The 24,201-nt window shown below is 39.8% G+C and carries 21 protein-coding genes and 4 pseudogenes; 10 read left to right on the forward strand and 15 right to left on the reverse strand.

Going from position 1 to position 24,201, the window contains the following annotated elements:
* Nucleotides 1–128: 128 nt before the first annotated feature.
* A complete protein-coding gene (locus ACPZ3T_RS07715) occupies nt 129–353 on the reverse strand; it encodes a hypothetical protein (RefSeq protein WP_490274934.1) in 225 nt (74 codons plus the stop codon).
* 65 nt (nt 354–418) lie between these two features.
* Complete coding sequence (locus tag ACPZ3T_RS07720; RefSeq protein WP_490274936.1) at nt 419–685, reverse strand: asr0689 family protein; 267 nt, start codon at nt 683–685, stop codon at nt 419–421.
* Nucleotides 686–1,351: 666 nt separating this feature from the next.
* On the opposite strand from ACPZ3T_RS07720, the gene ACPZ3T_RS07725 reads away from it, so the two are divergent.
* The 4 genes and pseudogenes from ACPZ3T_RS07725 (at nt 1,352) to ACPZ3T_RS07740 (ending at nt 5,089) form a co-directional block, all read left to right on the forward strand.
* Nucleotides 1,352–2,314 (forward strand): NADH-quinone oxidoreductase subunit B family protein, encoded by a 963-nt coding sequence (locus ACPZ3T_RS07725; protein ID WP_490274938.1) that lies wholly within the window; start codon nt 1,352–1,354, stop codon nt 2,312–2,314.
* Nucleotides 2,315–2,369: 55 nt separating this feature from the next.
* Nucleotides 2,370–2,879, forward strand: a pseudogene (locus ACPZ3T_RS07730) (nickel-dependent hydrogenase large subunit); the annotation flags it as partial.
* A 421-nt stretch (nt 2,880–3,300) separates the two neighbouring features.
* Nucleotides 3,301–4,851 (forward strand): ATP-binding protein, encoded by a 1,551-nt coding sequence (locus ACPZ3T_RS07735; RefSeq protein ID WP_490277158.1) that lies wholly within the window; start codon nt 3,301–3,303, stop codon nt 4,849–4,851.
* 82 nt (nt 4,852–4,933) lie between these two features.
* The gene (locus tag ACPZ3T_RS07740; RefSeq protein WP_490274940.1) at nt 4,934–5,089 is read left to right on the forward strand and encodes a hypothetical protein; all 156 of its coding nucleotides are present in this window, start codon (nt 4,934–4,936) and stop codon (nt 5,087–5,089) included.
* Nucleotides 5,090–5,144: 55 nt separating this feature from the next.
* On the opposite strand, the gene ACPZ3T_RS07745 is transcribed toward ACPZ3T_RS07740, so the two are convergent.
* From ACPZ3T_RS07745 to ACPZ3T_RS07755, 3 genes are all read right to left on the reverse strand, one after another.
* Nucleotides 5,145–5,585 carry a hypothetical protein gene (locus tag ACPZ3T_RS07745; RefSeq protein ID WP_490274942.1) on the reverse strand — a complete coding sequence of 147 codons (441 nt, stop codon included), beginning with the start codon at nt 5,583–5,585 and terminating at the stop codon, nt 5,145–5,147.
* Nucleotides 5,586–5,722: 137 nt separating this feature from the next.
* A complete protein-coding gene (locus ACPZ3T_RS07750; protein WP_490274944.1) occupies nt 5,723–7,231 on the reverse strand; it encodes a hypothetical protein in 1,509 nt (502 codons plus the stop codon).
* 204 nt (nt 7,232–7,435) lie between these two features.
* A complete protein-coding gene (locus tag ACPZ3T_RS07755; RefSeq protein WP_490274946.1) occupies nt 7,436–8,890 on the reverse strand; it encodes a site-specific integrase in 1,455 nt (484 codons plus the stop codon).
* A gap of 115 nt (nt 8,891–9,005) precedes the next feature.
* On the opposite strand from ACPZ3T_RS07755, the pseudogene ACPZ3T_RS07760 reads away from it, so the two are divergent.
* A pseudogene (locus tag ACPZ3T_RS07760) lies at nt 9,006–10,106 on the forward strand (nickel-dependent hydrogenase large subunit); the annotation flags it as partial.
* Between the two features lie 115 nt (nt 10,107–10,221).
* On the opposite strand, the gene ACPZ3T_RS07765 reads toward ACPZ3T_RS07760, so the two are convergent.
* From ACPZ3T_RS07765 to ACPZ3T_RS07795, 7 genes and pseudogenes are all read right to left on the reverse strand, one after another.
* A complete protein-coding gene (locus ACPZ3T_RS07765; protein ID WP_490274948.1) occupies nt 10,222–10,386 on the reverse strand; it encodes a hypothetical protein in 165 nt (54 codons plus the stop codon).
* Nucleotides 10,380–10,787, reverse strand: coding sequence for a hypothetical protein (locus ACPZ3T_RS07770; RefSeq protein WP_490277428.1), 408 nt, complete (start codon nt 10,785–10,787; stop codon nt 10,380–10,382). The genes ACPZ3T_RS07765 and ACPZ3T_RS07770 overlap by 7 nt, the downstream gene beginning before the upstream one ends.
* 408 nt (nt 10,788–11,195) lie before the next feature.
* Nucleotides 11,196–11,569, reverse strand: a pseudogene (locus tag ACPZ3T_RS07775) (SMEK domain-containing protein); the annotation flags it as partial.
* 55 nt (nt 11,570–11,624) lie between these two features.
* Complete coding sequence (locus ACPZ3T_RS07780) at nt 11,625–11,843, reverse strand: addiction module protein (protein WP_490274950.1); 219 nt, start codon at nt 11,841–11,843, stop codon at nt 11,625–11,627.
* Between the two features lie 150 nt (nt 11,844–11,993).
* Nucleotides 11,994–12,386 carry an ACP S-malonyltransferase gene (locus tag ACPZ3T_RS07785; protein ID WP_490274952.1) on the reverse strand — a complete coding sequence of 131 codons (393 nt, stop codon included), beginning with the start codon at nt 12,384–12,386 and terminating at the stop codon, nt 11,994–11,996.
* Complete coding sequence (locus ACPZ3T_RS07790) at nt 12,383–12,760, reverse strand: DUF433 domain-containing protein (protein WP_490274954.1); 378 nt, start codon at nt 12,758–12,760, stop codon at nt 12,383–12,385. Before ACPZ3T_RS07790 ends, ACPZ3T_RS07785 begins: the two co-directional genes overlap by 4 nt.
* Before the next feature lie 41 nt (nt 12,761–12,801).
* Complete coding sequence (locus ACPZ3T_RS07795; protein ID WP_490274956.1) at nt 12,802–13,380, reverse strand: hypothetical protein; 579 nt, start codon at nt 13,378–13,380, stop codon at nt 12,802–12,804.
* Nucleotides 13,381–13,616: 236 nt separating this feature from the next.
* Here ACPZ3T_RS07795 and ACPZ3T_RS07800 point away from each other — a divergent pair, with 236 nt between their 5' ends.
* The 3 genes from ACPZ3T_RS07800 to ACPZ3T_RS07810 all read left to right on the forward strand — a co-directional run bounded on the left by ACPZ3T_RS07800 (nt 13,617) and on the right by ACPZ3T_RS07810 (nt 15,238).
* Nucleotides 13,617–14,144 (forward strand): SDR family NAD(P)-dependent oxidoreductase, encoded by a 528-nt coding sequence (locus ACPZ3T_RS07800; protein WP_490274958.1) that lies wholly within the window; start codon nt 13,617–13,619, stop codon nt 14,142–14,144.
* A 123-nt stretch (nt 14,145–14,267) separates the two neighbouring features.
* Nucleotides 14,268–14,588 (forward strand): SDR family oxidoreductase, encoded by a 321-nt coding sequence (locus tag ACPZ3T_RS07805; protein ID WP_490274960.1) that lies wholly within the window; start codon nt 14,268–14,270, stop codon nt 14,586–14,588.
* A 227-nt stretch (nt 14,589–14,815) separates the two neighbouring features.
* On the forward strand, nt 14,816–15,238 hold the full coding sequence (locus ACPZ3T_RS07810) for a hypothetical protein (protein ID WP_490274962.1): 423 nt from the start codon (nt 14,816–14,818) through the stop codon (nt 15,236–15,238).
* A gap of 120 nt (nt 15,239–15,358) precedes the next feature.
* Here ACPZ3T_RS07810 and ACPZ3T_RS07815 read toward each other — a convergent pair.
* A pseudogene (locus ACPZ3T_RS07815) lies at nt 15,359–16,240 on the reverse strand (transposase); the annotation flags it as partial.
* 204 nt (nt 16,241–16,444) lie between these two features.
* On the opposite strand from ACPZ3T_RS07815, the gene ACPZ3T_RS07820 reads away from it, so the two are divergent.
* Nucleotides 16,445–19,456 carry a valine--tRNA ligase gene (locus tag ACPZ3T_RS07820; RefSeq protein WP_490274964.1) on the forward strand — a complete coding sequence of 1,004 codons (3,012 nt, stop codon included), beginning with the start codon at nt 16,445–16,447 and terminating at the stop codon, nt 19,454–19,456.
* A 195-nt stretch (nt 19,457–19,651) separates the two neighbouring features.
* Nucleotides 19,652–20,095 carry a hypothetical protein gene (locus ACPZ3T_RS07825; protein WP_490274966.1) on the forward strand — a complete coding sequence of 148 codons (444 nt, stop codon included), beginning with the start codon at nt 19,652–19,654 and terminating at the stop codon, nt 20,093–20,095.
* A gap of 71 nt (nt 20,096–20,166) precedes the next feature.
* On the opposite strand, the gene ACPZ3T_RS07830 is transcribed toward ACPZ3T_RS07825, so the two are convergent.
* Both ACPZ3T_RS07830 and ACPZ3T_RS07835 read right to left on the reverse strand, forming a co-directional pair.
* The gene (locus ACPZ3T_RS07830; RefSeq protein WP_490274968.1) at nt 20,167–22,155 is read right to left on the reverse strand and encodes a protein kinase domain-containing protein; all 1,989 of its coding nucleotides are present in this window, start codon (nt 22,153–22,155) and stop codon (nt 20,167–20,169) included.
* Nucleotides 22,156–22,267: 112 nt separating this feature from the next.
* Nucleotides 22,268–23,953 (reverse strand): protein kinase domain-containing protein, encoded by a 1,686-nt coding sequence (locus ACPZ3T_RS07835; protein ID WP_490274970.1) that lies wholly within the window; start codon nt 23,951–23,953, stop codon nt 22,268–22,270.
* Between the last annotated feature and the right edge of the window lie 248 nt (nt 23,954–24,201).

A 24,201-nucleotide genomic window follows, 5' to 3' on the forward strand; every position in this document is an offset into this window, starting at 1 on the left:
AACGCACCTCCTAAAGCTAAAAAATAATATAGAGACATAGCCTACTACGTCTCTAGAATATTTCTAGATAACACCTATTTTACTTCTAGAAATATCTTCTTCCCTTATACCCCTAAACCCCTTTTTTCCTACTTCATCTTGAAATCCTTAAGCAGAAAAGGCATTACTACACCAGTTGTTAAGCTAGCAAAAGTAACAGGTAAGCAGAAAGGAATTGCTAACTGAGCTAATACTATAAGCACCAGCAAACCCAGACCAACAGCAATGGTAGTTTGTCGAATAAAATACAAGGGGTCACGTAGTAGTTTGCCTTGAACAAATAACTTGGCAGAAAACCAACCTAATTCCAACATTTTGCCTCCTAAAAAATACAGATAATCATTGCTCAAATGTGGCTTATACCACCTATGAATCAAGGCTAAAAATTACCAATGAGATTTAATACAACAAACCCGAAAAGTATGGCAGGAATTGCCCCAGCCGGAGCAAATAAAGCTCCTAATGTTGCAGAGAATGTATAACCTATCTCTTTCCCAGCTAATATAATGCCACCAATCGCACCACCAATCATAGAAATGATAGTGGCAACTAATAACCACAATATTCCTGTCACTAAAGTTACATCACCTGTCACCATATTTGTGAGTAATGCTCTCACATTCGGTTCATTAAAAAAATCACTCATTTTCTTTGATTCTCCGTCTTAGGCATCGGGTAATTCAATTTCAGATTGGCAATTTGAGATTCGTAATTTTTATTGAATCTAAAATCTCAAATGGCTAGCCTCTAGTTTCTTTACAAAGTATATTGACTTACACAGATAGCAAATTAATGAAGCGAAATTCCCCTTTGATTCAAGACTAGAAAATGAGTAGAAATTCTCACTATACCCATTTTCTGAAAATTTCAGTAATTATTTTTAATATAAATCATTCTAAATATAAAATTCTAGAGGATAATTGCTTTTTCAATGCCTGTTATTAATACTTATACCAGTTCTCTATGAAGTTGCATCAAATAAATGATGTAGAGACGTTGCATGCAACGTCTCTACCGTACAGAATAAAGTGCATCTTAATCAAGAAACGGTATTACTAAAGTATTAATACTGCAAAAAATTATTATTCATATTATTTTATTCCAGAAAAATCTGTCTTACACACTACGGTTTGTTTTACTAAGGTTGTAGATTTAATTTTTAGTTAAATATTAATTTTTCTTTAATAAAAGCAAAATATTTCAAAAAATACCTTATTTTAATTATTAAAACTCCAAATTTATCACCAGGTGAAACTCTACAAGCGTATAAACCTGTGTCATAAATAGTAAACAATAGACAAATAAATAGCCAATGACTAATGTACTCTGGCTGCAAGGTGGTGCTTGTTCAGGTAACACCATGTCTTTTCTTAATGCCGAAGAACCAACAGTCTGTGATTTAATTGCGGATTTTGGCATTAAGGTACTTTGGCATCCTTCCTTGGGATTAGAACTAGGCTACAACTTACAAACGTTATTATGGGACTGCATTCTCGGTAAAATCCCCCTCGACATCTTGGTATTTGAAGGGACTGTAGTTAATGCCCCCAACGGTACAGGGGAATGGAATCGGTTTGCCGATCGCCCCATGAAAGATTGGCTGGCTGACTTATCAAAAGTTGCTAGCTTTGTTGTGGCGGTAGGTGACTGTGCTACTTGGGGAGGTATCCCAGCCATGTCACCCAACCCCAGCGAATCCCAAGGATTGCAATTTCTCAAGCGTCAAGAAGGCGGCTTTTTAGGTAAAGACTTCGTAGCGAAATCGGGATTACCAGTGATTAATATACCTGGATGTCCAGCACACCCCGATTGGATTACGCAGATATTAGTGGCGATCGCTACTGGAAGAATTGGAGACATCGCCCTTGATGAACTGCACCGTCCCCAAACCTTCTTTAACACCTACACCCAAACAGGTTGTACACGTAACGTCCACTTTGCCTACAAAGCGACCACGGCGGAATTTGGTCAACGCAAAGGTTGCTTATTCTACGACTTGGGTTGTCGTGGCCCCATGACTCATTCCTCTTGCAACCGCATCCTTTGGAATCGCGTTTCCTCCAAGACTCGCGCCGGAATGCCCTGTTTAGGTTGTACAGAACCAGAATTTCCTTTTTATGACCTCCAACCCGGTACAGTCTTTAAAACTCAAACCATCATGGGAGTTCCCAAAGAATTACCCCCAGGAGTCAAAACCAAAGACTACGCCTTACTCACAATGGTTGCTAAAACTGCAACCCCAGACTGGGCAGAAGAAGACTTTTTTACAGTTTAGTTCGTAGTAAGCACTTAAGTGCTTACTACAAAACAATTACCGAGAGGAGAGGAGAATGGGAATACAGACATTAGATATATCGCCCGTCGGTAGAGTCGAGGGCGATTTAGATGTTCGGGTGGAAATTGCCGATGGACAGGTGGTTAACGCCTGGACACACGCCGAACTATTTCGCGGATTTGAAATTATTCTCCGGGGTAAAGACCCCCAAGCCGGGTTAATTGTCACACCTCGTATCTGCGGTATCTGCGGTGCTTCACATTTAACCTCTGCCGCCTGGGCATTAGATACAGCTTGGGGTACAGAAGTTCCTCGCAATGCCATCTTAGCTAGAAACCTCGGTCAAATTGTCGAAACAATCCAAAGTATCCCCCGCTACTTTTATGGATTGTTTGCTATTGACTTAACTAATAAAAAATACCGTAGCAGCCGCTTTTATGATGAAGCCGTCCGCCGCTTTGCTGCTTTCACAGGTAAATCTTATGAACTGGGTGTGACAATTTCTAGTAAACCCGTAGAAATTTACGCCCTGTTTGGTGGACAATGGCCGCACAGCAGTTATATGGCAATAAATTAGGAAATTGCTTATATAGTAAGGATTTGCCAGGATAGGTGTGATTATTCCCTAGTTTTTCCTTGAATTAGGCAATAAACCCACTCCAGAAATATCATAAATCACGCCGTGTGCAACTTTCTCTCAAACCTAACCCCCAACCCCTTCCCTGCGAGGGAAGGGGAGCAAAATTCAAAGTAGAGACGTTGCATGCAACGTCTCTACAGTTGCAGGGGAGAGGTACTCTACGAGAAGAGCTTCGCTCTATGGAGAGGGGTTTCAAAAATAAGTCGCACATCGCGTTAAATCCATTTATTTTTATCAACTAAAAGTTATTTGCTTTTTTCAGGCGTTACCTAACTTTTCCCTACATTGCCTCCCTCCAACCCCAAAATCGTCTAAACTCAAAGTGTCCGCCAACTGCCAAAGTCCCATGTCTCGCTGGTTCAACATTGCAGGCCCTTGTGAAGACGATATCCACTATATGCTATCTCCAACAACACGATTACCAGATTTGGAGGAGCTAATTCAACAGCGTAGTTATTTTGTCCTTCATGCACCACGACAAACAGGGAAAACCACAGCAATGTTAGCTCTAGCACAGCAACTTACCGATACAGGACGTTATGCAGCAGTAGTAGTATCAGTCGAGGTAGGAAGTGCATTTAATCATGACCCCAGTGCAGCAGAATTAGCGATTTTGGGAACTTGGCGCAATACAATTGAGGATAGCTTACCTCCAGAACTACAACCTCAAAGTTGGGTTTATAATGTTCCTGGACAGAGAATTGGTGAAAATTTAAGAGCTTGGTCAAAAGCTATCAATCGTCCGATAGTATTATTTATAGATGAAATTGATTCCTTACAAGATCAAACATTAATTTCAGTTTTACGACAGTTACGAGATGGTTTTCCTAAGCGTCCAGAAAATTTCCCCTCATCGGTAGGATTAATTGGTTTAAGAGATGTGCGAGATTATAAAGTAGCATCCGGTGGAAGTGACAGATTAAACACATCCAGTCCTTTTAATATTAAAGTCACTTCCATTACCCTGAGAAATTTCAACGCCGAGGAAGTTGCAGAACTATATCAACAACATACAGCAGAAACAGGACAAATTTTCACACCAGAAGCCACAGCAACAGCCTTTGATTTAACCCAAGGACAACCTTGGTTAGTGAATGCTCTGGCTAAAGAAGTTGTGGAAAAAATGGTAAAAGATAGAAGTATTGCTATTACCAGAGAGCATATTTTACAAGCAAAAGAAATATTAATTGCTCGTCAAGATACTCATCTTGATAGTTTAGCTGAACGCCTACGAGAACCAAGAATCAAAGCAATTATCGAGCCGATGTTAGCGGGTTTGGAATTGGGGGATATACCCAATGATGATATCCAATTTGTGATTGATTTAGGTTTGTGTAAAATGCACCCCCAAGGAGGATTAACTATTGCTAATCCCATTTATCGGGAAGTGTTACCAAGAGTGTTAACAGTGACACCAATGGCTTCCCTACCAGTGATTGCACCAACTTGGTTAACCCCGGAAGGAGAATTAAATATAGATGCGTTACTGGCAGCATTTCTCAAATTTTGGCGACAGCACGGAGAACCGTTATTAGGTAGCACTAGCTACCATGAAATTGCTCCCCACATCGTCTTAATGGCTTTCTTGCATCGTGTGGTTAACGGTGGTGGAATTTTGGAGAGGGAATATGCAATTGGTAGTGACAGAATGGATTTATGTCTGCGTTACAAAGATGTAACTTTAGGTATCGAGTTAAAGGTATGGCGGGAGAAGAAGCGCGATCCCCAAGCTGAGGGGATTGAGCAGTTAGAATCCTATTTAGCCCGTTTGGGGTTGGATTTTGGTTGGTTATTTGTATTTGACAGGCGTAAAAATGCCCTCCCAATGGAAGAACGTTTATCAACTCAGGTTGTACTTACACAAAATCAGCGTCGGATTACTGTGATTCGCGCTTGAGTATTTTGTATGATTGATTTCTTAGTTTGGAAATTGAGCGATCGCAGTTAATAGTAGTTAAGGAAGCACAAGAAAATGGAAATTGAGCGATGGTCGGAGACCGGGCTTTGCCCATCGCACTTCTCAAAGATGTTTAACAGGAAATCTAACACCTCTAGACTGCGATCGCTTGCTTAAAGTCCACAATCTTGGCACTTTAAGAGGAATTTATCGGCGGAGTAAGCACCCTACAAGATAGGCGATCGCACTCTGCTATTTTATACTGAACGGTGGAAGTGGTTATAGTACTTAGTTTATCGGAACAGATTTAAGCATTCCCGAAAGCTTTGATTGATATTAGGGTATGCTGAGGCAACTTTTTTTAAGCTTAATTTTTGATAATTCCTCAGATTCTCAGATTTTCCTTTTTCAAATTTGAATCCTGACAACCCTTGCCCCATTCTTGGAACAGCATTTACGACATTTATAAGAGATGAACCTTGTAATTGCCCCTTAAAACAATAATCCCAATCAGTACCAGCTTGAAAATGCTTTCCAATTACAAAATTTCCGACTTTGCGAAATATGAAATATCTTGAAGAATCAATTATAGATGAGGTCTGAACCTCCTTGTAAACATGATTCCCATTAGGTAAATTCTGTAGTCGTTGAGCAGAAGCCCGCAACGAAAAATTAGTTAGAATGAAAAGGAAAACTAAAATTCCTAGTACCTTTTTAAAGCTTGATCTTTTCATATTCCTATCTGTTTAGCGAAGATTTTTTAGAAGAAATAACTACAACTAGCAACACTTTAGAGTTAGATGCTTATTAAATTGGGAAGTAAATTATCAGTTTGGGATAACAAGTAATGAAGAACCAAAATGATGTCTGACTACAATTTTAACCCTGTCCCTCTTTGTATATTTAATATTACTCTGCCTGGACGTGTATTTAAGAATTGGTAAGAGGATTTATAAGAACCTCTATCAAATCGGTAAATTCCCCAGGCAGATGCTCTTGTTGCACGATTATAAAGCTGGCTCGCAATATCTATAAATCCATTATTCATACTTCTTTGAATAGCTACAATCTCTCCGCCTGCTGACTCTACGCCAATGCCACCAATTGGTTTATATTCCGAGCCATTCCGTTGGAAAATGATTCCGTTACATTCCGATGCACCACAAGCAGGACTAAAAACGACCAAAATAACTTCTTTAATCCCATCATTGTTAAGGTCTATTTCTTTATAAAAATATTCAGTTTGACTTAAAAAATCTGGCAGATTTACATAGTTACTGACAATATTTGTGACAATTTTTCTATGATCAAATGATGCTGTTGTTGTAGTGCGTATACTAGATACATCTCTTAAAGTTACGGTATCCTTTTGTCCAGATATTGATATTGACATTGTTGTGTTAACCAAAATATCTGAAGCTCTTGCAGTTGTGATTAAAACATTTCCACCAATCCGTGTAACTCTTGCAAGAGTACCCCATCCTGGAGCTAGAAGGTCAATTGCCTTCTCTAAACCATGATTAGCTCCAGCTAGATAAACATCATAAAATGCTCCCAAAATAGGATTCTTGGATGGATCACTCTCAACCGTAGCAGTGTATCGTACTAGCTTATAAAAAACTTCCCCAAGTCTATCCTTGTCAATAAAATCTAGACTAAAAGCTGTCTGTAGACTAGGCTCACTTTTGAAAATATTAATCGTTGTTTGTGTACCAAATTCCTTAGCAAATTCTCGAACCAGCCGTTTAGTTGTTTCAGACTGTGTAAACTCAGAATCCCCTTGACCAAGTTGTACAATCTCCAAGGCAAGCATGGCAGTGTTGTACCAAATTGCAAAGTTGCTGGACTTAGTTATTTTGACATATCCACCAGCAGGAATAATCACAATCATGTTTTGTGCTTCTAGTTTCCGTCTAGCATCTTCAAGAGGATAGGGACTAAAAAAAGACGAAGGTGTTTTAGTTAAAACATCAATTTTATTCTGAATTAAATCTGTTGGAGGTCTATTCCCATCAATAATTTTGATATCCTGCAAACGTCCACTAGAATCATAAACCTCAACTAGAGCATCACTCAAAGCTCGATTAAAGACTTTCATTTCTAGCGTGATCGATTGATCTGCATTTTTAGTTTTTTTAAATTCATTTTCATCAAAAATAATACCAGAATCTACCTCTGAGCTTATACAATAGCCAGGTACTTTCTGTTTCGTAATACCTGATCTTTGATTTTCTATGCAATCAAGGTTAATAAACTCTAGTTCCTCAACAATAAACTTTCGTTCCTGAGCAGCAAAGGCTTGATTTGGGAAAACAATGTAGCTAGTTGTCAGAAGCGATCCTAAGATGCTTGTGAGCATTACAAAAATAGATTGTTTCATACCCTTGATAGCCAGAATAACGATGAAGTTGTGCTGCGGCAGACAAGCTAGAAAACCTGCCGATAACTTCCGTATCATAACCTATCGGTCTCATTGGTGACAGTTCGTAATTATACTGACATGATACTAGGAAAGTATTAAGTTTATATTTGTACACTTATGGATTAAAAATTTAGCGATCGCACTTGACAATCAAGACAGTTTCTAAGCCAAGGATTTCAATTTTTCGACTTCCAACTTTAACCTTTCATTCTCCATCCTTAACGCCAAAATTTCATTTTTCTGCAATTCAATTAACGACTTTTGACTAATTACCTCACCAAAGGCTTTTTTCCGGTTTTCAATACCAAACCATCTTTGATAGGTTTTTGTATGTTCATCAACAGTATGACCTAAATTATCTGCTGCTGCTTTAATCGGTATTCCTTGAAGATGCGCTCGAATCGCACAAGCGTGACGCAAATCGTAAGGTTGAAACTCAATTCCCACTTTTCTAAACCATCTGGATATATCTCTCCGCATCCAATTAATATTTTGCACAGATGCAATTTTTTCAACCTTTCTTTCTAAAATATTTAACGGTTTAGGATTTTTTAAATCAAATAATTCTATCCATTCGGGAACAAAGGGGATAACTTCTCGATATCCAGTTTTGGTATTTTTATTCACTTTCCAAGTATGGTCTATATTTTGGGGAGATATCCACCAATTAATATCCGGTTGTACAAATAATTCCCTTGGTCTTAAACCATAAGTCGCTAACATTCCATATACCCAACGCCACATTTCCCAAGTGTCTATTTCATCACTAATATTTGTATTTTTGCGGTTAAAGGCAAATTTTTCAAATAATTGAAAAGCAGATATTATTTTTTCATTATCAGGGATTTCTCGATAAGCAGGGGTGACATTATCACGTTTAACATCGAGTTTAAATCCTAAATTAAAGGTTTTAATCAAAACAGAAGTTACGGCAATCAGTTCATTCTTTTTATTACCCTTAAATGAATTAATAATTTCCTCAAAATTTTCTTTTGTGGCTAAATTACTGAGAGGAAAGTTTCTTTTAATGACAGATATATAGTTAGCAAAAGTATTTTGACTAGTGATGCTTTTTTGACGAGTTTGATAATATTTTTCGTCAAATGTATCTAATAATTCCCCAATAGTTTTTATATCTTGCTTCTCTCTAGACTTAATTCCTAAATACTTCTCATTCCACTGGAAAGTATGACGAGCAATTAATTTACCCAACTCGTAACTTTCTTCAATTGCAGTTTTTAATCCCTCTAAATTTGCTGGTATCCCTAGAGACAAATCGTACTGTTTTTTTTGCTTACCTACACTGCTATCACCTGGTTTTAACGGTAGGGTAGCTCGTAATTGGAGAGAATTGCCAGTTTGTTTAATGCTAACTCTTATTCTCTCCCTTTTTAAATTAGTATTAGCTTCGACTAACTTCTGTTCAAAAACTGCTTGATACTGTAATTCCGTTGCTTTTATTTTCGCCATTGTTCCCCTATAGCTACCGTCTGTGGTGTTCTGCGGCTCAAAATCTGCAAATATATCGGGGAATAAGTCGGTTAAGTCTGCATTTACATATTCATGTGTAGATGTGGAATATGTCTCCTCGCAATTACCCTGATTTTGTCCGCTCATTCCCTAAATATTCCCTTATTTATAAACTGAAATGGTGAAAATAAAATGTTCTTGTTGAGCAAATTTGCCTTATTAAAAGGTTACTCAGTAACATTTTCAATATATCACCAGTTGTCATAGCAGTTATATGGTGCCTGGTGGTGTGATGTGCGCGCCAACATTAACAGACATCACCCGCGCTTGGGCAATTTTGGAATATTTCCGCACCAACTGGTTAGAACCTGTGTGGTTGGGTTGTTCTTTGGAACGCTACGAAGAAATCCAAACTTATGATGATTTCATGGATTGGTTAGATGAAGACATCAAACATCGAGAATCAGACTTGGGTTTCTATTGGCGCATGGGTCTAGATATCGGTTTAGATAGATATGGTGCAGGTGTGGGTAAATATGTTTCTTGGGGATATTTACCTCACGAAGATAGATATCAGAAACCCACCATTGACGGACGCAACGCTGCGGTGATTATGAAAAGTGGTGTGTACAATAGCTTCAGCGACACTCACACTTTGATGGATCATACCTTTGCCCGTGAGAATACTACCCACTCTTGGTATGATGAAGGCAAAGAAAATGTTCACCCCTTTGACCGTACTACTAAACCCACTCAGAAAAATCATAAGGACTTTAATAATGCTTACTCTTGGGCAACTGCGGTACTACATAAAGATTTTGGCCGTTTGGAAGTCGGCCCTTTAGCACGTCAGTTAGTCGCAGGTGGTCAACATGGGGAATCTTGGCAGCACTATGATGGGTTTATCCTAGATGTCTTCAAAGAAATGGGTGGTGCTAGTATTCATGTGCGTCAGCTTGCACGAGTTCATGAAATTGTCAAGTTATACCGTGAAGCGGAAAGATGTTTGCGTGAGTTCGTTTTAAAAGATCCCTGGTATATTAAACCCAAGGAAAAAGATGGGCGCGGTTGGGGTGCTACGGAAGCATCACGGGGTTCTCTGTGTCACTGGATAGATATTGAAGAGGGCAAGATTAAGAATTATCAGGTGATTGCTGCAACTACTTGGAATGTCGGCCCCCGCGACAAAGATGGAAGATACGGGCCGATTGAGAAAGCTTTAATTGGAACACCGATTGAAGATCCTACTGATCCGGTGGAAGTGGGACACGTCGCGCGATCGTTTGATTCTTGTCTGGTGTGTACTGTTCACGCCCATGATGCGAAGACAGGGGAGGAGTTGGCGCGTTTTCGGACTGCTTAAGTTTAAACGCAGAGGGGCGCGGAGGTATGCGCGGAGGTACGCGGAGAATTGGCTAGTAATTAATGAGTGGCTAATGGCTAGTTATGATTTAGTTAGTCATTAGCTCATTAATGTTTCATGGTTGAGAATTGCCGCTAAAACGTTCTACAAATTCAGGGTAGTTATCTAAATCTTGCAATGATTCTAATGGTGGTATTTCAATCCAGTTGACTTCTGCGTGTAATTTGTCTATGTCGGCATAAAAGGTTTCTTGGTCATTTTGACAAACGCTTCTTACCATGATTTTCTTATTTCTAAATTGTTTCTGCCTTGTATAACTGCCTCTTGCATCTCCGCTAAAAAATTATACACACCAATTAGCAAGGGAGTAAAAATAGCTTCTTGATTATTAGATATACTTTTGAGAATGCAAATTCCTGATAAACACTCAGCCATTCCATTATCCATTCCAAAATTATGAAAAGACGTATCTGTAGTCATCCATGCTAAATTAAGGGGCAAATATACTTTGGTATTTCCAACTTCTAAATATAGATAAGGATCTTTCTTAATTATTCCGTACATTTGGGGCTTTTCATCATAACGATTCCAAAATTTAATATTTTTTGATACAAAATCTGTTTGAAAAAACTCAAATGCACATCCAATATGGGTTCTTGTTAAATTATCAGGGTTTTGCAAGTTTAAAACTCTAGGATGCCAGTGTTCGAGTAAGTCTAATGCAAAAGTTATTAATCCGTAGTAATCATCAAATGGTAAAGCACGTATACTACCAAATTTATCTATATCTTTAACAGGAATGTAACTAGGTCTTAATCCACTAATAGCTGCTATGCTTAGTAATCTGTGAATATTTAGATAGTGGAAAATAAAAGGTCTATACTGCCAAGTATGAATTTGATTTGGTATGGTATCAGTATATTGTAATTCATGAAATGCTTTTACTTCAGTTTCGCTAACACTGATTTCATCTTTTATAAAATTATAGACTTTCTTGATTTTTTCGGTTTCTAAAAAAAGTATATTTTGGCTGAATAAAAGGTTAAAATCAATAATATTTTTGCTTTCGTCAAATATGAAATGTCCTTGTGTATCAAATTTCTTGTACCGTTTCTGCTTCTTTTTAAAGAGAAATATATATAACTGTGAATATTTTTGATAAAGTTGGTGAGAGATGAATTTATCAATAGTTGTCTTAATTTTTTGGCGACTGGTTGTTGATGTAACCTGGACTGCAATCTTATTGCTAGAATCTCCTAGATCAATGCCAGCTTGGTTAAAGTTTATTGAGTTAAGGTTCTCAAGCTTAAAATGAAAATGATATTTAGTAAATTTCTAACAAAATCTTCTGCAATGATACCTAAGTCATAAAGATTCGATTTTGTTTGGAAATCAATAGAATTTTGAAGAATTGCTAAGTTTTTATTAATTTCTTTTAAATAAATTTCTTTAGTTAAAACCATATTTTTTAAAGTTATTCAGAAAGTTATGGACGAAAAACCAATACATAATCCATTATTATTTTTTAATAGAAGATTTAATCTTTTCCCATGTCATCACATTGTCTGGATTAGTTTCATAATCATTAATCCGCCGATCCAGTTCTTGTTTTTGTGCTGCTGTGAGATTTGGGTAAGTCTGTTCTGCGGCGATACTATCCCAAATGGCTTGCACAAAACAAATGCGTTCTTCAATGCTGAGAGATTTAATCTCATTGAGAGTGGCTGTAAAATCCATGTTGACTAAACCAAATGGAAAATCGAGTAATATACCTTAAATATACCGGATAAGATTTTACCTACTCAAATTTTGCTGAGGTGTAGCTTAACCTAAACAATGCCTGCAAAATACCAATAAGTGCGATCGCTTCCACAAAAACAGCTATAGTCATGGAATAAACAGACGACCAACACCCATATAGTTTTCAATATCCAAGACAATCTCAATCAGACGATCAACACATTGCTCTCGATAATCAAATTCATCAAGACGACTTAGATCCCCAATTGTCACAACAGGAAATGAACTCGCTATATTCTCTTCACGAATTACCTGTTCGAGTGACTCTTCCCCCTTCATGTTTCGGTTGGCTGTTAGTATCATCATGTGGTGCATTTGAGCATAACGCCAAACCATGCGATCGCTACTGTCCATCGATAAGCCTGCTTCTCTAAAGGTTACAAACCGAATAGATATTAGCTCCAACCAACCGAGTTTTGTCAAAATACCAAGGAAAATCAGGGCATAACCATCAAGATTATAATCAATTAAGAAGGTCATAATTTTTGGGCAGCACGTTTGGCTTTCTGCTCTTCCAACTTTGCCCACAGAAATTCTTTACCTGGTTTGTGAGGTATACTGGCAATCTGAGCCAAGCGTTCATGATTACGCTCTTCCCAATACTGGCGAATTTCTTTTCTGGTTGCTAGAACTTCTTGATACTCAGCTTCTAACTGAGTGCGGTTGACTTCAATATAAGACAAGGCTGTATTTATCTGTTCATCTGTCAAGTTGAACTTATCGCGGATCAGCTTAGGTGGGTATTGAGCCTTGATCAAATCCATTACGTCGTAAAGAGTAACGCGACTCCCTACGATAGTAAGCCCTCTCTCTGTGCGGATAATACCTGATTGTTCATTAAATACTGGAGCCATAACCGTAACCTCCGATATTTTTACATCTGAGCAGCAAGACATCAATCTGGATATGCTAAACCTGTGCGGGGATCGCGGATATATAAACCTAGTGTTAAACTCCGTATCACTTCATCCCATACGGGTGTTAACTGCTCGGCTTGATCTGCCCAATAATCAAATGTAATTAAACACTGCACATTTGACCCTAGACCAATGCAAATCCGCGAAAAAGCCTCCCGTGGTTCTTCTTGAGTGTCAATAAATTTAATCTCTGTCCAGACGATTTTGGCGGTTTGGCGTTTGACGGTAATGATTTCTCCTTTTTCAATCACATCGCGGCTATCGTCTTCTACTACCTTTCTCAAAGTAGATTTAAGCGGAAACAAACTCCAATCACGGGGAGGTAGTTGATTAAATGATACTTCTAGGCAGCAATCATCCTTGGGTGGTTTGTTATCCATGAACTTGAAGGAATTTTCTTGTGGCTCAAACACCCAATCCTGGGGGACATTGAAGCGAACCGCCCCCCGGTTAGCGACAAAAATCTTATAGCCTGATGGAGACTCCCAGCGATGGTCAGGCTTGAGTTCTAGAGTCTCTTTGATCCATTGGAGATTGCTTTTCTTCCGCTTGGTCATAATTTTTTTGCCAATCTACCACCTTGGCGATCGCCTATTTCGTTAATAGTATCAAATTCTTTGGTCAGTTAATCTAACAATTAACTAAACACCCTCTCCACGCTCAACTCCCTAGGGGAGAGGGTTGGGGAAACAGGCAATTCTTAACAGTTTGTTCGTTTGATTTAAGTAAGTCTTAAATTTTTTTGCCTAAACTGAGACTGATTGGTTTAATTTTTCTCACAAAAGGTATAAATATGGCACGTTTAAGCAACAAGACAGCTGTAATTACAGGTGCAACCACGGGTATTGGCTTGGAAACCGCTAAACAGTTTGTTGCGGAGGGAGCGCGGGTAATCATTACAGGACAGAATCAAGAGCGTTTGCAAGCGGCTGCTGAGACATTGGGCGCAAATGTGATTCCAGTACGTGCAGATGTGCGATCGCTCAGTGATTTGGATAGTTTAGCACAGACAGTAAAAGCAGAGTTTGGTAGCCTTGATATTTTGTTTGCTAATGCAGGAATTGGTTTATTTGCCCCCCTTGATGCCATTGATGAAGCATTTTATGACAAGCAGTTTGATACTAATGTCAAAGGGGTATTTTTTACTGTACAAAAACTAGCTGGATTGCTTCAAGAAGGAGCGAGTTTAAGAAGGCAGAAGTACGAAGGCAGAGGGCAGAAGGGAATCCCCATAAATAAATTCAGGGGATTTAATAAGGACGCTGTATTTCTCGCGCTTCGCGTCTCAAAACACATCTTTTTTTTTGCTTTGCATAAATAAATTTAGGGGCTTGAAACCCTTGTGGCAGAGGGAAAAAATTGTATTTCTTCCTTCTGCCTTCTGCCTCCTGCCCTCTGCCTTTCTTCGGTCATTCTGAATGCTTCCTCAGTGCATGAAAAAGGCATGGCGACGGGAAGCATATATTTTGCAACTAAAGCAGCTGTGCGTTCCTTAGCTCGGAGTTTAGCGGCTGAATTAGGAATACGGAAAATTCGAGTTAATTCGTTGAGTCCTGGTATCGTCTTAACCAATTTTCAGAGCAAGATCGGAATTTCTGACAAAGAACTAGATGGTTTTGTCAATTCTATTACGCAAGTTGCACCATTAGGACGTGTGGGACAACAGGAGGAAATTGCATCGGCGGCTGTCTTCTTAGCTAGTGATGAATCATCATATATGACGGCGGCTGATTTAGTAGTTGACGGTGGCTTTATGAACGTTTAGAACCAAAGTCAGCCAAAGAGCGATCGCTTTATCTTGATCACATGATATGAAATGAAAATAGAGCGATCGTTCTTTCGCAAAATAGCTTAGTTTATATACAATAAGTAAATAATCTCAGATAATCTATTTATTTAACAGTCGTAGCGTAACACACTAAAAATTGTAGAAATAGTGAGTTAGTCTTGCCTTAATACGCTCCAAAAAACTCAAATATCTAAGGTAAGCCTGTGTCTGATTTAGAACTACACAAATATTTCCCCAAACTTCCTGAAGAAGCCCTGAAAGAATTTGCAGAATGGTGTATTTTAGAGCAGGCAAGATCAGCAGGCATAGAATTTACACCTGACCCAAGTAAGTTACAAAATCTCATACCAAATGAATACATTTGGCAACTGATTGATCAGTTTATGAAAACCAGACCAGACCCCATTAAAACCGGACTAGTATCCGCAATGGCTGGGCAAGAAGCTGATAGTCATGGATTAATTGGCTCGGCAGTTATGGTAGATTTTGTTTCTCTTTATATTAAGTATTTAATTCCAGAAAACGGCACGACTCCAGAAGAAGCAAAGACATTAATTACTGAAGCAGCCATTCAACAGTATGAAAAGCTTTCGGAATTGGCTGATAAATATAATGTCAGTTTCTAAATAAATCACAGGGAAAAGGGGATAGTATTTTTTCTTTCCCCCAACCCTGTTACTTTTTACCTGTTATTTAGGGCTTGCTGAAAAAGTAGTAAACAAACAACAGGAGAATAGAGTAGGTAATCAGGCAGGAGTAAAGATAATTTTTTGTTTTCTGAAATTCATCAAAACATTAGTTTTGTTAATCAAAGCAGCGAAAAAAGATGTTGTTTTGAAAAATTGACACAAAAACTGACAAAAAAGACGTAATAACAGGGTAGAAAGATTCATAACTAAAAAAGTTATGGCAATAGCGGTTAAAGAAGTATAAGGAAGTTTAGCCATAACTCTATCAAGGCTAAATCTTCGTTTACCTTGTCCGAATTTCCCTTCAATAGAATTACGAACTAGCTTATCATCTCGTGCTTGTTTCTTTGTGTCTGTCCAGACGTTTTTGGGTGGTCTACCTAGTGGTAGTCCACTAATTCTAATTCCTCTTTCTTGACACCAAGCTCGATTCTCTCTAGTCCGATAAATTTTATCAACATGAACAGATTCAGGATAATATCCAGTGTAGTTTTTGTAGGCTTCTACTTGTGTTTGTAAGTCCCCTGATTCGTTAAAGTTATCCCAACTAATATGGTCTAAAAATACATAACCATCACAGCAACTAGCAGAAAACTTAGCCCCAAATTCTACCTCTGTTCTAGCTTTACCACGGACTATCGGACGAATATGTGGTTGACTTAAACTGACAATCCGGTCTTCTATACTCCGTTTTTTATTTTCATATAACCACAGTTGTTGACGATAAACTTCTGACACGACTAACAACATCTTATATTGTCTTTTACTCAGGTTTATTAGTGACGTACCTGAACCTATTAGTTGCTGAATGTGAGAGAAGTTTCTTTTGATATATTGTAGTTGCTTTTTAATGGCTTTCCTTCTTTCATTAAAGTTTACTTTCCTTTTTTTGGCTACTGCTAAATAATCCTTTCTGGCTCTTTTTCTGTAGGTTCTTGGAGAGACGTTTCATGAAACGCCTCTACATTATTTGTAGGGGAGAGTGTTGGAGATGGGTTTTACAGATCCCGTGAAAAGTCAGAATAGAGGTCTAGCGCGCCGGAGGCATCGCTCAGAAACTAGAGCATGAAAACAGCAATCTCCCCAATCCCCCAACGCTGTGGCAAAATTTATTAGAGTCCTTCCAAAAGTGAATTTCCCAGAATGACCGCAACTATACCGAATCTTCCCAGTCTGTATGACCCTTTTTCTACTGAAGCGAAGTGGCAAAAATTCTGGGAAGACAACCAAATCTACAAAGCTGACCCTAATCATGGTGGTGAACCTTATTGTGTCGTTATTCCGCCACCAAACGTTACTGGTAGTCTGCACATGGGTCACGCCTTTGAGAGTGCGTTGATTGATGCGCTAGTACGTTATCACCGGATGCAGGGACGTAATACTCTCTGGCTACCTGGAACTGACCACGCTAGTATCGCTGTCCACACAATTCTAGAAAAACAACTCAAAGCTGAGGGTAAAACTCGCTATGAGTTGGGACGCGACCAATTTCTAGAACGTGCTTGGCAGTGGAAAACAGAATCAGGGGGAACAATTGTCAATCAGCTACGCCGTTTGGGTGTGTCGGTAGACTGGTCACGGGAGAGATTTACCCTAGATGAAGGTTTATCGAAAGCTGTGGTAGAAGCCTTTGTCAGTCTCTACAATGAGGGGTTGATTTATCGCGGTGAATATTTAGTTAACTGGTGTCCGGCTTCTCAGTCGGCGGTGTCTGATGTTGAGGTAGAAAATAAAGAGGTTGAGGGTAATCTTTGGCATTTCCGTTACCCCTTAAGTGATGGTTCTGGTTATGTAGAAGTGGCGACGACTCGACCAGAAACTATGCTGGGTGATACGGGTGTAGCTGTCAATCCCAATGATGAAAGATATCAACACCTAATTGGGAAAACTTTGACTCTGCCCATTATGCAACGGGAAATTCCCATTATTGGTGATGAGTTAGTTGACCCCAGTTTTGGGACGGGTTGTGTAAAAGTGACTCCTGCCCATGACCCCAACGACTTTGAAATGGGTAAGCGTCATAATCTGCCGTTTATTAATATTCTGAATAAAGATGGCACGCTAAACGCCAATGCTGGAGAGTTTCAAGGACAAGACCGCTTTGTTGCTAGAAAAAATGTAATTGCACGTCTGGAAGCTGACGGCGTGTTAGTCAAGGTAGAAGATTATAAGCATACCGTTCCTTATAGCGATCGCGGTAAAGTTCCCATTGAACCCCTACTTTCTACTCAGTGGTTTGTGAAAATTCGCCCAATGGCGGATAAAGCTTTAGACTTCCTCGACCAGAAAAACACACCCCAATTTGTCCCCCAACGCTGGACTAAAGTTTATCGTGATTGGTTGGTAAGCTTAAGAGATTGGTGTATTTCTCGTCAATTATGGTGGGGTCATCAAATCCCGGCTTGGTATGCGGTGAGTGAAACTGACGGACAAATCACTGATACTACCCCCTTTATTGTCGCTAAATCAACTGCGGAAGCCTGGGAGAAAGCTAAAGCCCAATTTGGCGAGAATGTCCAGTTAGAACAAGACCCAGATGTATTAGATACCTGGTTTTCTTCGGGATTATGGCCATTTTCTACATTAGGCTGGCCAGAGAAAACACCAGATTTAGCCGCATACTACCCAACTACAACCCTAGTTACAGGCTTTGATATCATCTTTTTCTGGGTAGCCAGAATGACTATGATGGCTGGTCATTTTACTGACACTATGCCCTTCCAAACTGTTTACATTCACGGTTTGGTGAGGGATGAAAATAATAAAAAGATGTCGAAGTCAGCTAACAATGGCATTGACCCACTGTTACTAATTGATAAATATGGCACTGATGCTTTACGTTACACCTTAGTTAAAGAAGTAGCCGGTGCTGGTCAAGATATCCGCTTAGAATACGATCGCAAAAAAGATGAATCATCATCGGTAGAAGCTTCCCGCAACTTCGCCAATAAGCTGTGGAACGCCGCCAGATTTGTAATGATGAATCTCGACGGACAAACCCCCGGACAATTAGGTCAACCCAAGGCAAATGAATTAAGCGATCGCTGGATTCTTTCCCGCTATCATCAAGTTATTCAGCAAACCACTAACTATATTGATAACTATGGTTTAGGGGAAGCAGCCAAGGGCATTTATGAGTTTATTTGGGGTGATTTTTGCGACTGGTATATTGAGTTGGTCAAATCCAGATTGCAAAAAAATTCTGACCCAGCCTCGCGTAGAGTCGCTCAACAAACGTTAGCCTATGTACTCGAAGGGATATTAAAGTTACTGCATCCCTTTATGCCCCATATCACCGAGGAAATTTGGCAGACTCTTACCCAACAACCAGAGGAATCGAAGCAAACTCTAGCTTTACAGCCATATCCCAAAGCTGATACCAATTTAATTAACCCCAGCTTAGAAGCACAGTTTGAACTGTTAATTGGCACTATCCGCACCATCCGCAATTTACGCGCCGAAGCGGAAGTTAAGCCAGGTGCGAAAATCACAGCCAATTTACAATCTGAAAATCCTCAAGAACGGCAAATTCTCACGGCTGGACAATCTTACATTCAAGATTTAGCCAAGGTAGAAAATTTAACCATTGTCGGTGAAGCACAACCCCAAACAGTCATCCAGCCAAAACCCAAAAGTAGTTGGCGGACAATTGTTTGGCTAGTTGTGGGTTTAGTCTTCTTCCGACTGGCGTTAGCCGTTGGCGATACTTTAGATAATATCCCCGTCCTAAATACTTTCTTTGAAATTGTGGGTTTGGGTTACACCGCTTGGTTTATTGTTACGACTTTATTACCCGCCAAACCTAGACAAAAATTCTTAGCGAAGTTCTCCCCACTCACTACAGAAACGACTCCAGCACCGCAGGAATCACAACCATCAACCAAAGAACCAGAAAAAGCCATTGCGGGTGTAATTGGGACAGTACAGGTAGTTATACCGTTGGATGGTGTAGTAGATATAGAAGCTATGCGCGCCAAGCTACAGAAAAGCCTTAGTAAAGTAGAAGCCGAGGCGCAGTCTCTCAAAGGTAGGTTAAGCAACGCCAACTTTGTCGATAAAGCTAGACCGGATGTAGTCCAAGCCGCCAGAGATGCTTTAGCTGAAGCCGAAAAACAAGCAGAGATTTTACGCGATCGCCTGCGTGGTTTAGCATAGCTTTAGGGGTATAGGGGTGTAGGGGTATAGGGGTATAGGGGTATAGGGGTGTAGGGGAAAGAACAAAATCAATTTTTTCTTGCCTGCCTCACACCCTTACACCCTCACACCCTCACACCCTCACACCCTTACACCCTCACACCCTTACACCCTCACACCCTTACACCCTCACACCCTTACACCCCTTTCTAAGCTATGCGATATCTAGCCCAAGTACATAAAAATGAATTTTTAGACCAGTACCAATTACGCTTATTAGCACGTCAAGAAGCAGAACATCTGTGGACAATAATTCCTGAAGAAGCTGTTATTTTACTTGGTAAAAGTAATACTATGGCTGAAAAGTTATTAGTCTTAGTAGAGCTTTCCTCAACAGGTGAGATTGAACTTATGGAAGATGCTTGTGAGTGGGTACTACATTTAGTGCAGAATTATTTAACAACTGGTATCTCCCCAGAATTTTTACAGCAAGAAGCTGAAAGAGCAGAACATTGGCGGCAATCTCTAACTTTACAAAATCAAGATTTAGCAAGGCGCACACTAGAATTAGAAGCTCGTCGTGAACAAATTCAAGCCCTAGAAGAAAGTATTAAACGGGAAAGAAATGGTATTCAAAAAGATATAAATAGCAACTCTTAAATACCAGTAAGAAATTTACTTATTACTCATTACTTATTACTCATTACTTATTACTCAGTCCTAAAATCTTCTTAATTAGGGGTTGGTGTGGGGGTGTCGCTGGGTGTGGGTGTGGGCGTTTCTGTCGGTGTTTCTGTCGGTGTGGGTGTGGGTGTTGGTTCTGGAGGTGTGGGATTTTTAACTGTTAGGCTAATTTGATAATCTGCTGATGTGGATGCAGTAGAAACTACCACAAATTCATAAAATCCTGATTCTGGTAGTTCTGTTGCTAAAGTGCGTTGTGAGGAATCTTCTAAAAATATAATTTTGCCGGAAGGGGAATAAATTGATAATAAAATTTTGGGATTGGCTTGTAGTTTAAAATCTAAAGTTTGATTTTTACCTAAATCGGCAATAAAAACTCTACCCGCTCCAGGTTTGAGATTACCACTGATAGTTTTATTAGTTGCACCTTGATCAAAAACAATTCTTTGCAAAGCACTACCGGCAAGGATGGCGTTGAGTTTGTCACTAACAAAAGCGTGCCAAACTTGTCCTATAGGTTGATTGATGAAGTCTTGTCCTTTGCGTTCTGGGAAGGCGTGAAAGAAAGCCGCATCACCTAAATCATACAATGCTCGACTACTAACATTGACTTGATTAATATCTACCTTCCAGCGATCGCGTTCTGCTGCCGTATAAGTACCTAATTGTTGTCGCGCCCTTGTGCTTAATGGTACAAGTTTTTCTAACAACTGACGAGCGATAGCATCCCATTGAGCGCGTAAACTTTCATCTGTGGGTTCATCGCTGAGGGTACGTCCCTGTAAACTGGGGTTTTGCTCCCAAAAGATTTGATTGACTAAATTAACGTAGAAATTAAAGTCTATACCTAATTGTTGCCGGCGATCGCTTAATCTTTGTTTACGTCGTCGTTCGGCTGCTGAATATTTATCTAGGGGGTTAGTAGGTTGAGTAATAGTTGGTGTAGGTATAGGATTAACTACCCCTCGCTCCCCATTTCTACCATGCACTCCCCACCAAATTAATCCCCCGGTGGCAACTAAAGCTAGTACCCCTAGAAACGTTTTAGTAGGTGTCCATTGATTTTTGGCTGGGGGAGGAACAGAAACGGAGGGAGAAGGGGAGGCGGCTAGGGTTGCTGATGTTGGTGCGACTGTGGGGTTGGGGGCATGGGTGGGGGGATAATATACTGGTGTGGGGTTGAGTGCTTGGAGAACTTGTTGGCCTGACTGGTAGCGATCGCCCGGTCGAGGAGCTAACATTTGATCTAATACTTGTCCTAATAGGGGACTCAGAGTAATTTCCCGTCGCCATTGCCAAGAGAGATTGTAATTATCGACTAATTCTTGGGGTTGCTTACCCGTTAACAAAACTATTGCTGTCACCGCCAAGGCATACAAATCACTATGGGGAGACACTGCGCCGGTTTGCATTTGTTCTGGGGGTGCAAATCCCACCTTACCTAACAGGGTAGCGGCTGGAGGTGGTGTAGCTATCCCTGGTTGATAATATTGGTAAGCAACGGCGGCTACAATTTGTTTAACTCCACCAAAATCAATTAATACTGGTAATTGGTCAAAAGTGCGAAGAATTAAATTATCTGGCGAGATATCCCGATGAATCACACCCAAAGCATGGATATAATCCAACACTGGTAAAATCTGCTCTAAAAGTTGCCTAATTTCTAATTCAGTAAACCGTAAACCCTGTTGTTTACGGGCATTTAGAATTGCATTATAAGTTTGTCCTTCTATATAATCTTGGACTAAAAATAAATATTCCTTACCTTCTAATTTGATGTGAAACTGTTCCCGAAAGCGAGGGATTTGGGGATGTTGCAACTTATAAAGAACAGTAGCTTCACGCTGAAAAAGTTCTTGAGCTTTTTGTAAAACGTAATCTGTTTGAACCTGGGGACAAAACTCCTTTAAAACACAAAGTTCCCGAAAACGGTTAATATCTTCAGCCAAATAAGTACGTCCAAATCCTCCCTGACCGATTTGACGTACAATTACATAGCGATCGCCTAAACTTAGCCCCGGTTGAATGTTACTCATTACTAATTAATCATCACTCATTACTCATTACTCATTACTCATTACTCAATAGTCATGACTGATTTAACTCCCTTGTCTCCCTTGTCTTCCTTGTCCCCCTTGTCCCCCTTGTCTACCTTCCAGTCCCCCCTCTACTTCTCACTTGTTCATCTGCGATCGCATACCAAACTTGACCTAAAGTTTGTTGATTCAGTTTCCCACGATCTTGGTTAGGAAACAACTCGGTGAATTTTTGATTGGTATCTCTATTAAGATCAGTAACTGTGTAATTTCCCAGTTGTCCAGAACGCGCTTGTCTTCTCCAGGTTTGATAATCTCTTTGTGTGTAGCTTCCCAGTTTACGACGCACTGGTGTACTCAGGTTAGCCTGTTCTATTTTATTCAAGAAATCTCCGGCAATGGCAGCCCATTCATCCCGCAAAGCTGCATCTTCTGGTTGAGAAGTTAAGTTACGTCCATTTAACTCTGGTTTTTGAGCATGGAATAAGTTATCTACTGTCTGAATTAAGAAGGGTTCGGGAACTTCTAACTGTTGACGACGGCTTAAAACTTCCGTGAGACTAACTTTTTGATTGTTAGCCTGTGATTGCTCTAGGGGGTTGGGTATTTGGGGTAAGGAGATTTGGGGCGGCGTAATCGAAGATACACCACGAATTAGTGAATTTACTAAAGCAAAACTCCCCGCACCGATCAATACAATTACGGCTGTGCTGCCGAAGCTGACAGCAAAAGGACGTAGCCAGCCAGGGAGAGGTAATTTTTGGGCTACTGCTTGGGTTTTGCTATGGAATTTACTCACAATTGCCCCCGCTTTACGTCCTGGAGCAACTACCATTGTCTTAATCTTCGTTAGATGAGTCACTGGGGGTTGAGTCACACTAGTTGAAGTTAAATCTTTCAGAGCTTGATTAGCACTTTGATAGCGATCGCTTGGTTTATACGCCAGCATCTTTTTTAACACAGCTTCTAACTGAAAACTGACATTAATTTCCCTACCCCAACGCCAAATTCCTTGATAACTATCGTAAAGTTTTTGCGGTTCTTTCCCTGTGAGTAATACTAACGCTGTCACCGCTAAAGAATATAAATCACTGTTAAAATATACCTTCCCTTGCCGTAACTGTTCTTCTGGTGCGTAGCCTTTTTTACCCAATAATGTATGATTGACAGCCAACTTAGTAAACCAAAAACCCTGAGAAGCCGGTAATTGCTTCACACCACCAAAGTCAATCAAAACAGGTAAATTATCAGAGCGTCGCCAAATCAAATTATCAGGAGAAATATCGCGGTGAACTACATCTAAAGAGTGAATATAGGATAAAACTGGTAAAATCTGCTGTAGTAAAGTGATAACTTCTGCTTCTGTAAAAGTTTTGCCTTGACTTTGACGCTGTTCTAGTAGTTGATCAAAATTATCACCTTCTATGTAATCTTGCACCAAAAAGAAAAAATCCTGACTCCCGATTTTAACTTGTAGTGAAGCGTGAAACATGGGAATTTGGGAGTGGTGAAGTTTTTTGAGTACATTTGCCTCTCGCTCAAACAACTCCTTAGCCTTTTGTAAATCCTGTTTTTCCGTGACTTGGGGTGCAAACTCCTTCAAAACACACTTTTGATCAGATTTCTTTTGATCTTCAGCCAAATAAGTACGCCCAAAACCACCCTGTCCAATTTGACGAATTAGCCGATAACGATTGTCTATAACTTGCCCAACCGCAATAGACAACGGTTCACCGCAATGAATGCAAAAATGATTAGTGCTACTATTAGCGTGTTTTTTACTGCAATAGACTTGCATGGTGCTGAAGGATAGATAAGGGTTTTTTTAAATTAATACAATTGATATGCTTCAATTTACGAATATTCTGTAAAAGGGAACGGGGAAAGGGGGGCAGGGGTGTAGGGGTGCAGGGGTGTAGGGGTGTAGGGGTGTAGGGGGAGACAAGGAAGACAAGGGAGACAAGGAAGACAAGGAAGACAAGGGAGACAAGGGAGACAAGGGAGACAAGGGAGACAAGGGAGAGGGGAGTGTGGGGAGAGAGGGGA

The organism is Aliinostoc maniaoense (genome assembly GCF_058172895.1).

Coding starts and splice junctions, on each gene's coding strand:
- ACPZ3T_RS07825 (WP_490274966.1), top strand. CDS start 19,652: ATGCGATATCTAGCCCAAGTACATAAAAATGAATTTTTAGACCAGTAC.
- ACPZ3T_RS07805 (WP_490274960.1), top strand. CDS start 14,268: ATGGCGACGGGAAGCATATATTTTGCAACTAAAGCAGCTGTGCGTTCC.
- ACPZ3T_RS07755 (WP_490274946.1), bottom strand. CDS start 8,890: ATGAGCGGACAAAATCAGGGTAATTGCGAGGAGACATATTCCACATCT.
- ACPZ3T_RS07835 (WP_490274970.1), bottom strand. CDS start 23,953: ATGCAAGTCTATTGCAGTAAAAAACACGCTAATAGTAGCACTAATCAT.
- ACPZ3T_RS07720 (WP_490274936.1), bottom strand. CDS start 685: ATGAGTGATTTTTTTAATGAACCGAATGTGAGAGCATTACTCACAAAT.
- ACPZ3T_RS07800 (WP_490274958.1), top strand. CDS start 13,617: ATGGCACGTTTAAGCAACAAGACAGCTGTAATTACAGGTGCAACCACG.
- ACPZ3T_RS07785 (WP_490274952.1), bottom strand. CDS start 12,386: ATGACCTTCTTAATTGATTATAATCTTGATGGTTATGCCCTGATTTTC.
- ACPZ3T_RS07715 (WP_490274934.1), bottom strand. CDS start 353: ATGTTGGAATTAGGTTGGTTTTCTGCCAAGTTATTTGTTCAAGGCAAA.
- ACPZ3T_RS07750 (WP_490274944.1), bottom strand. CDS start 7,231: ATGAAACAATCTATTTTTGTAATGCTCACAAGCATCTTAGGATCGCTT.
- ACPZ3T_RS07765 (WP_490274948.1), bottom strand. CDS start 10,386: ATGGTAAGAAGCGTTTGTCAAAATGACCAAGAAACCTTTTATGCCGAC.
- ACPZ3T_RS07830 (WP_490274968.1), bottom strand. CDS start 22,155: ATGAGTAACATTCAACCGGGGCTAAGTTTAGGCGATCGCTATGTAATT.
- ACPZ3T_RS07790 (WP_490274954.1), bottom strand. CDS start 12,760: ATGGCTCCAGTATTTAATGAACAATCAGGTATTATCCGCACAGAGAGA.
- ACPZ3T_RS07745 (WP_490274942.1), bottom strand. CDS start 5,585: ATGAAAAGATCAAGCTTTAAAAAGGTACTAGGAATTTTAGTTTTCCTT.
- ACPZ3T_RS07795 (WP_490274956.1), bottom strand. CDS start 13,380: ATGACCAAGCGGAAGAAAAGCAATCTCCAATGGATCAAAGAGACTCTA.
- ACPZ3T_RS07725 (WP_490274938.1), top strand. CDS start 1,352: ATGACTAATGTACTCTGGCTGCAAGGTGGTGCTTGTTCAGGTAACACC.
- ACPZ3T_RS07735 (WP_490277158.1), top strand. CDS start 3,301: ATGTCTCGCTGGTTCAACATTGCAGGCCCTTGTGAAGACGATATCCAC.
- ACPZ3T_RS07780 (WP_490274950.1), bottom strand. CDS start 11,843: ATGGATTTTACAGCCACTCTCAATGAGATTAAATCTCTCAGCATTGAA.
- ACPZ3T_RS07820 (WP_490274964.1), top strand. CDS start 16,445: ATGACCGCAACTATACCGAATCTTCCCAGTCTGTATGACCCTTTTTCT.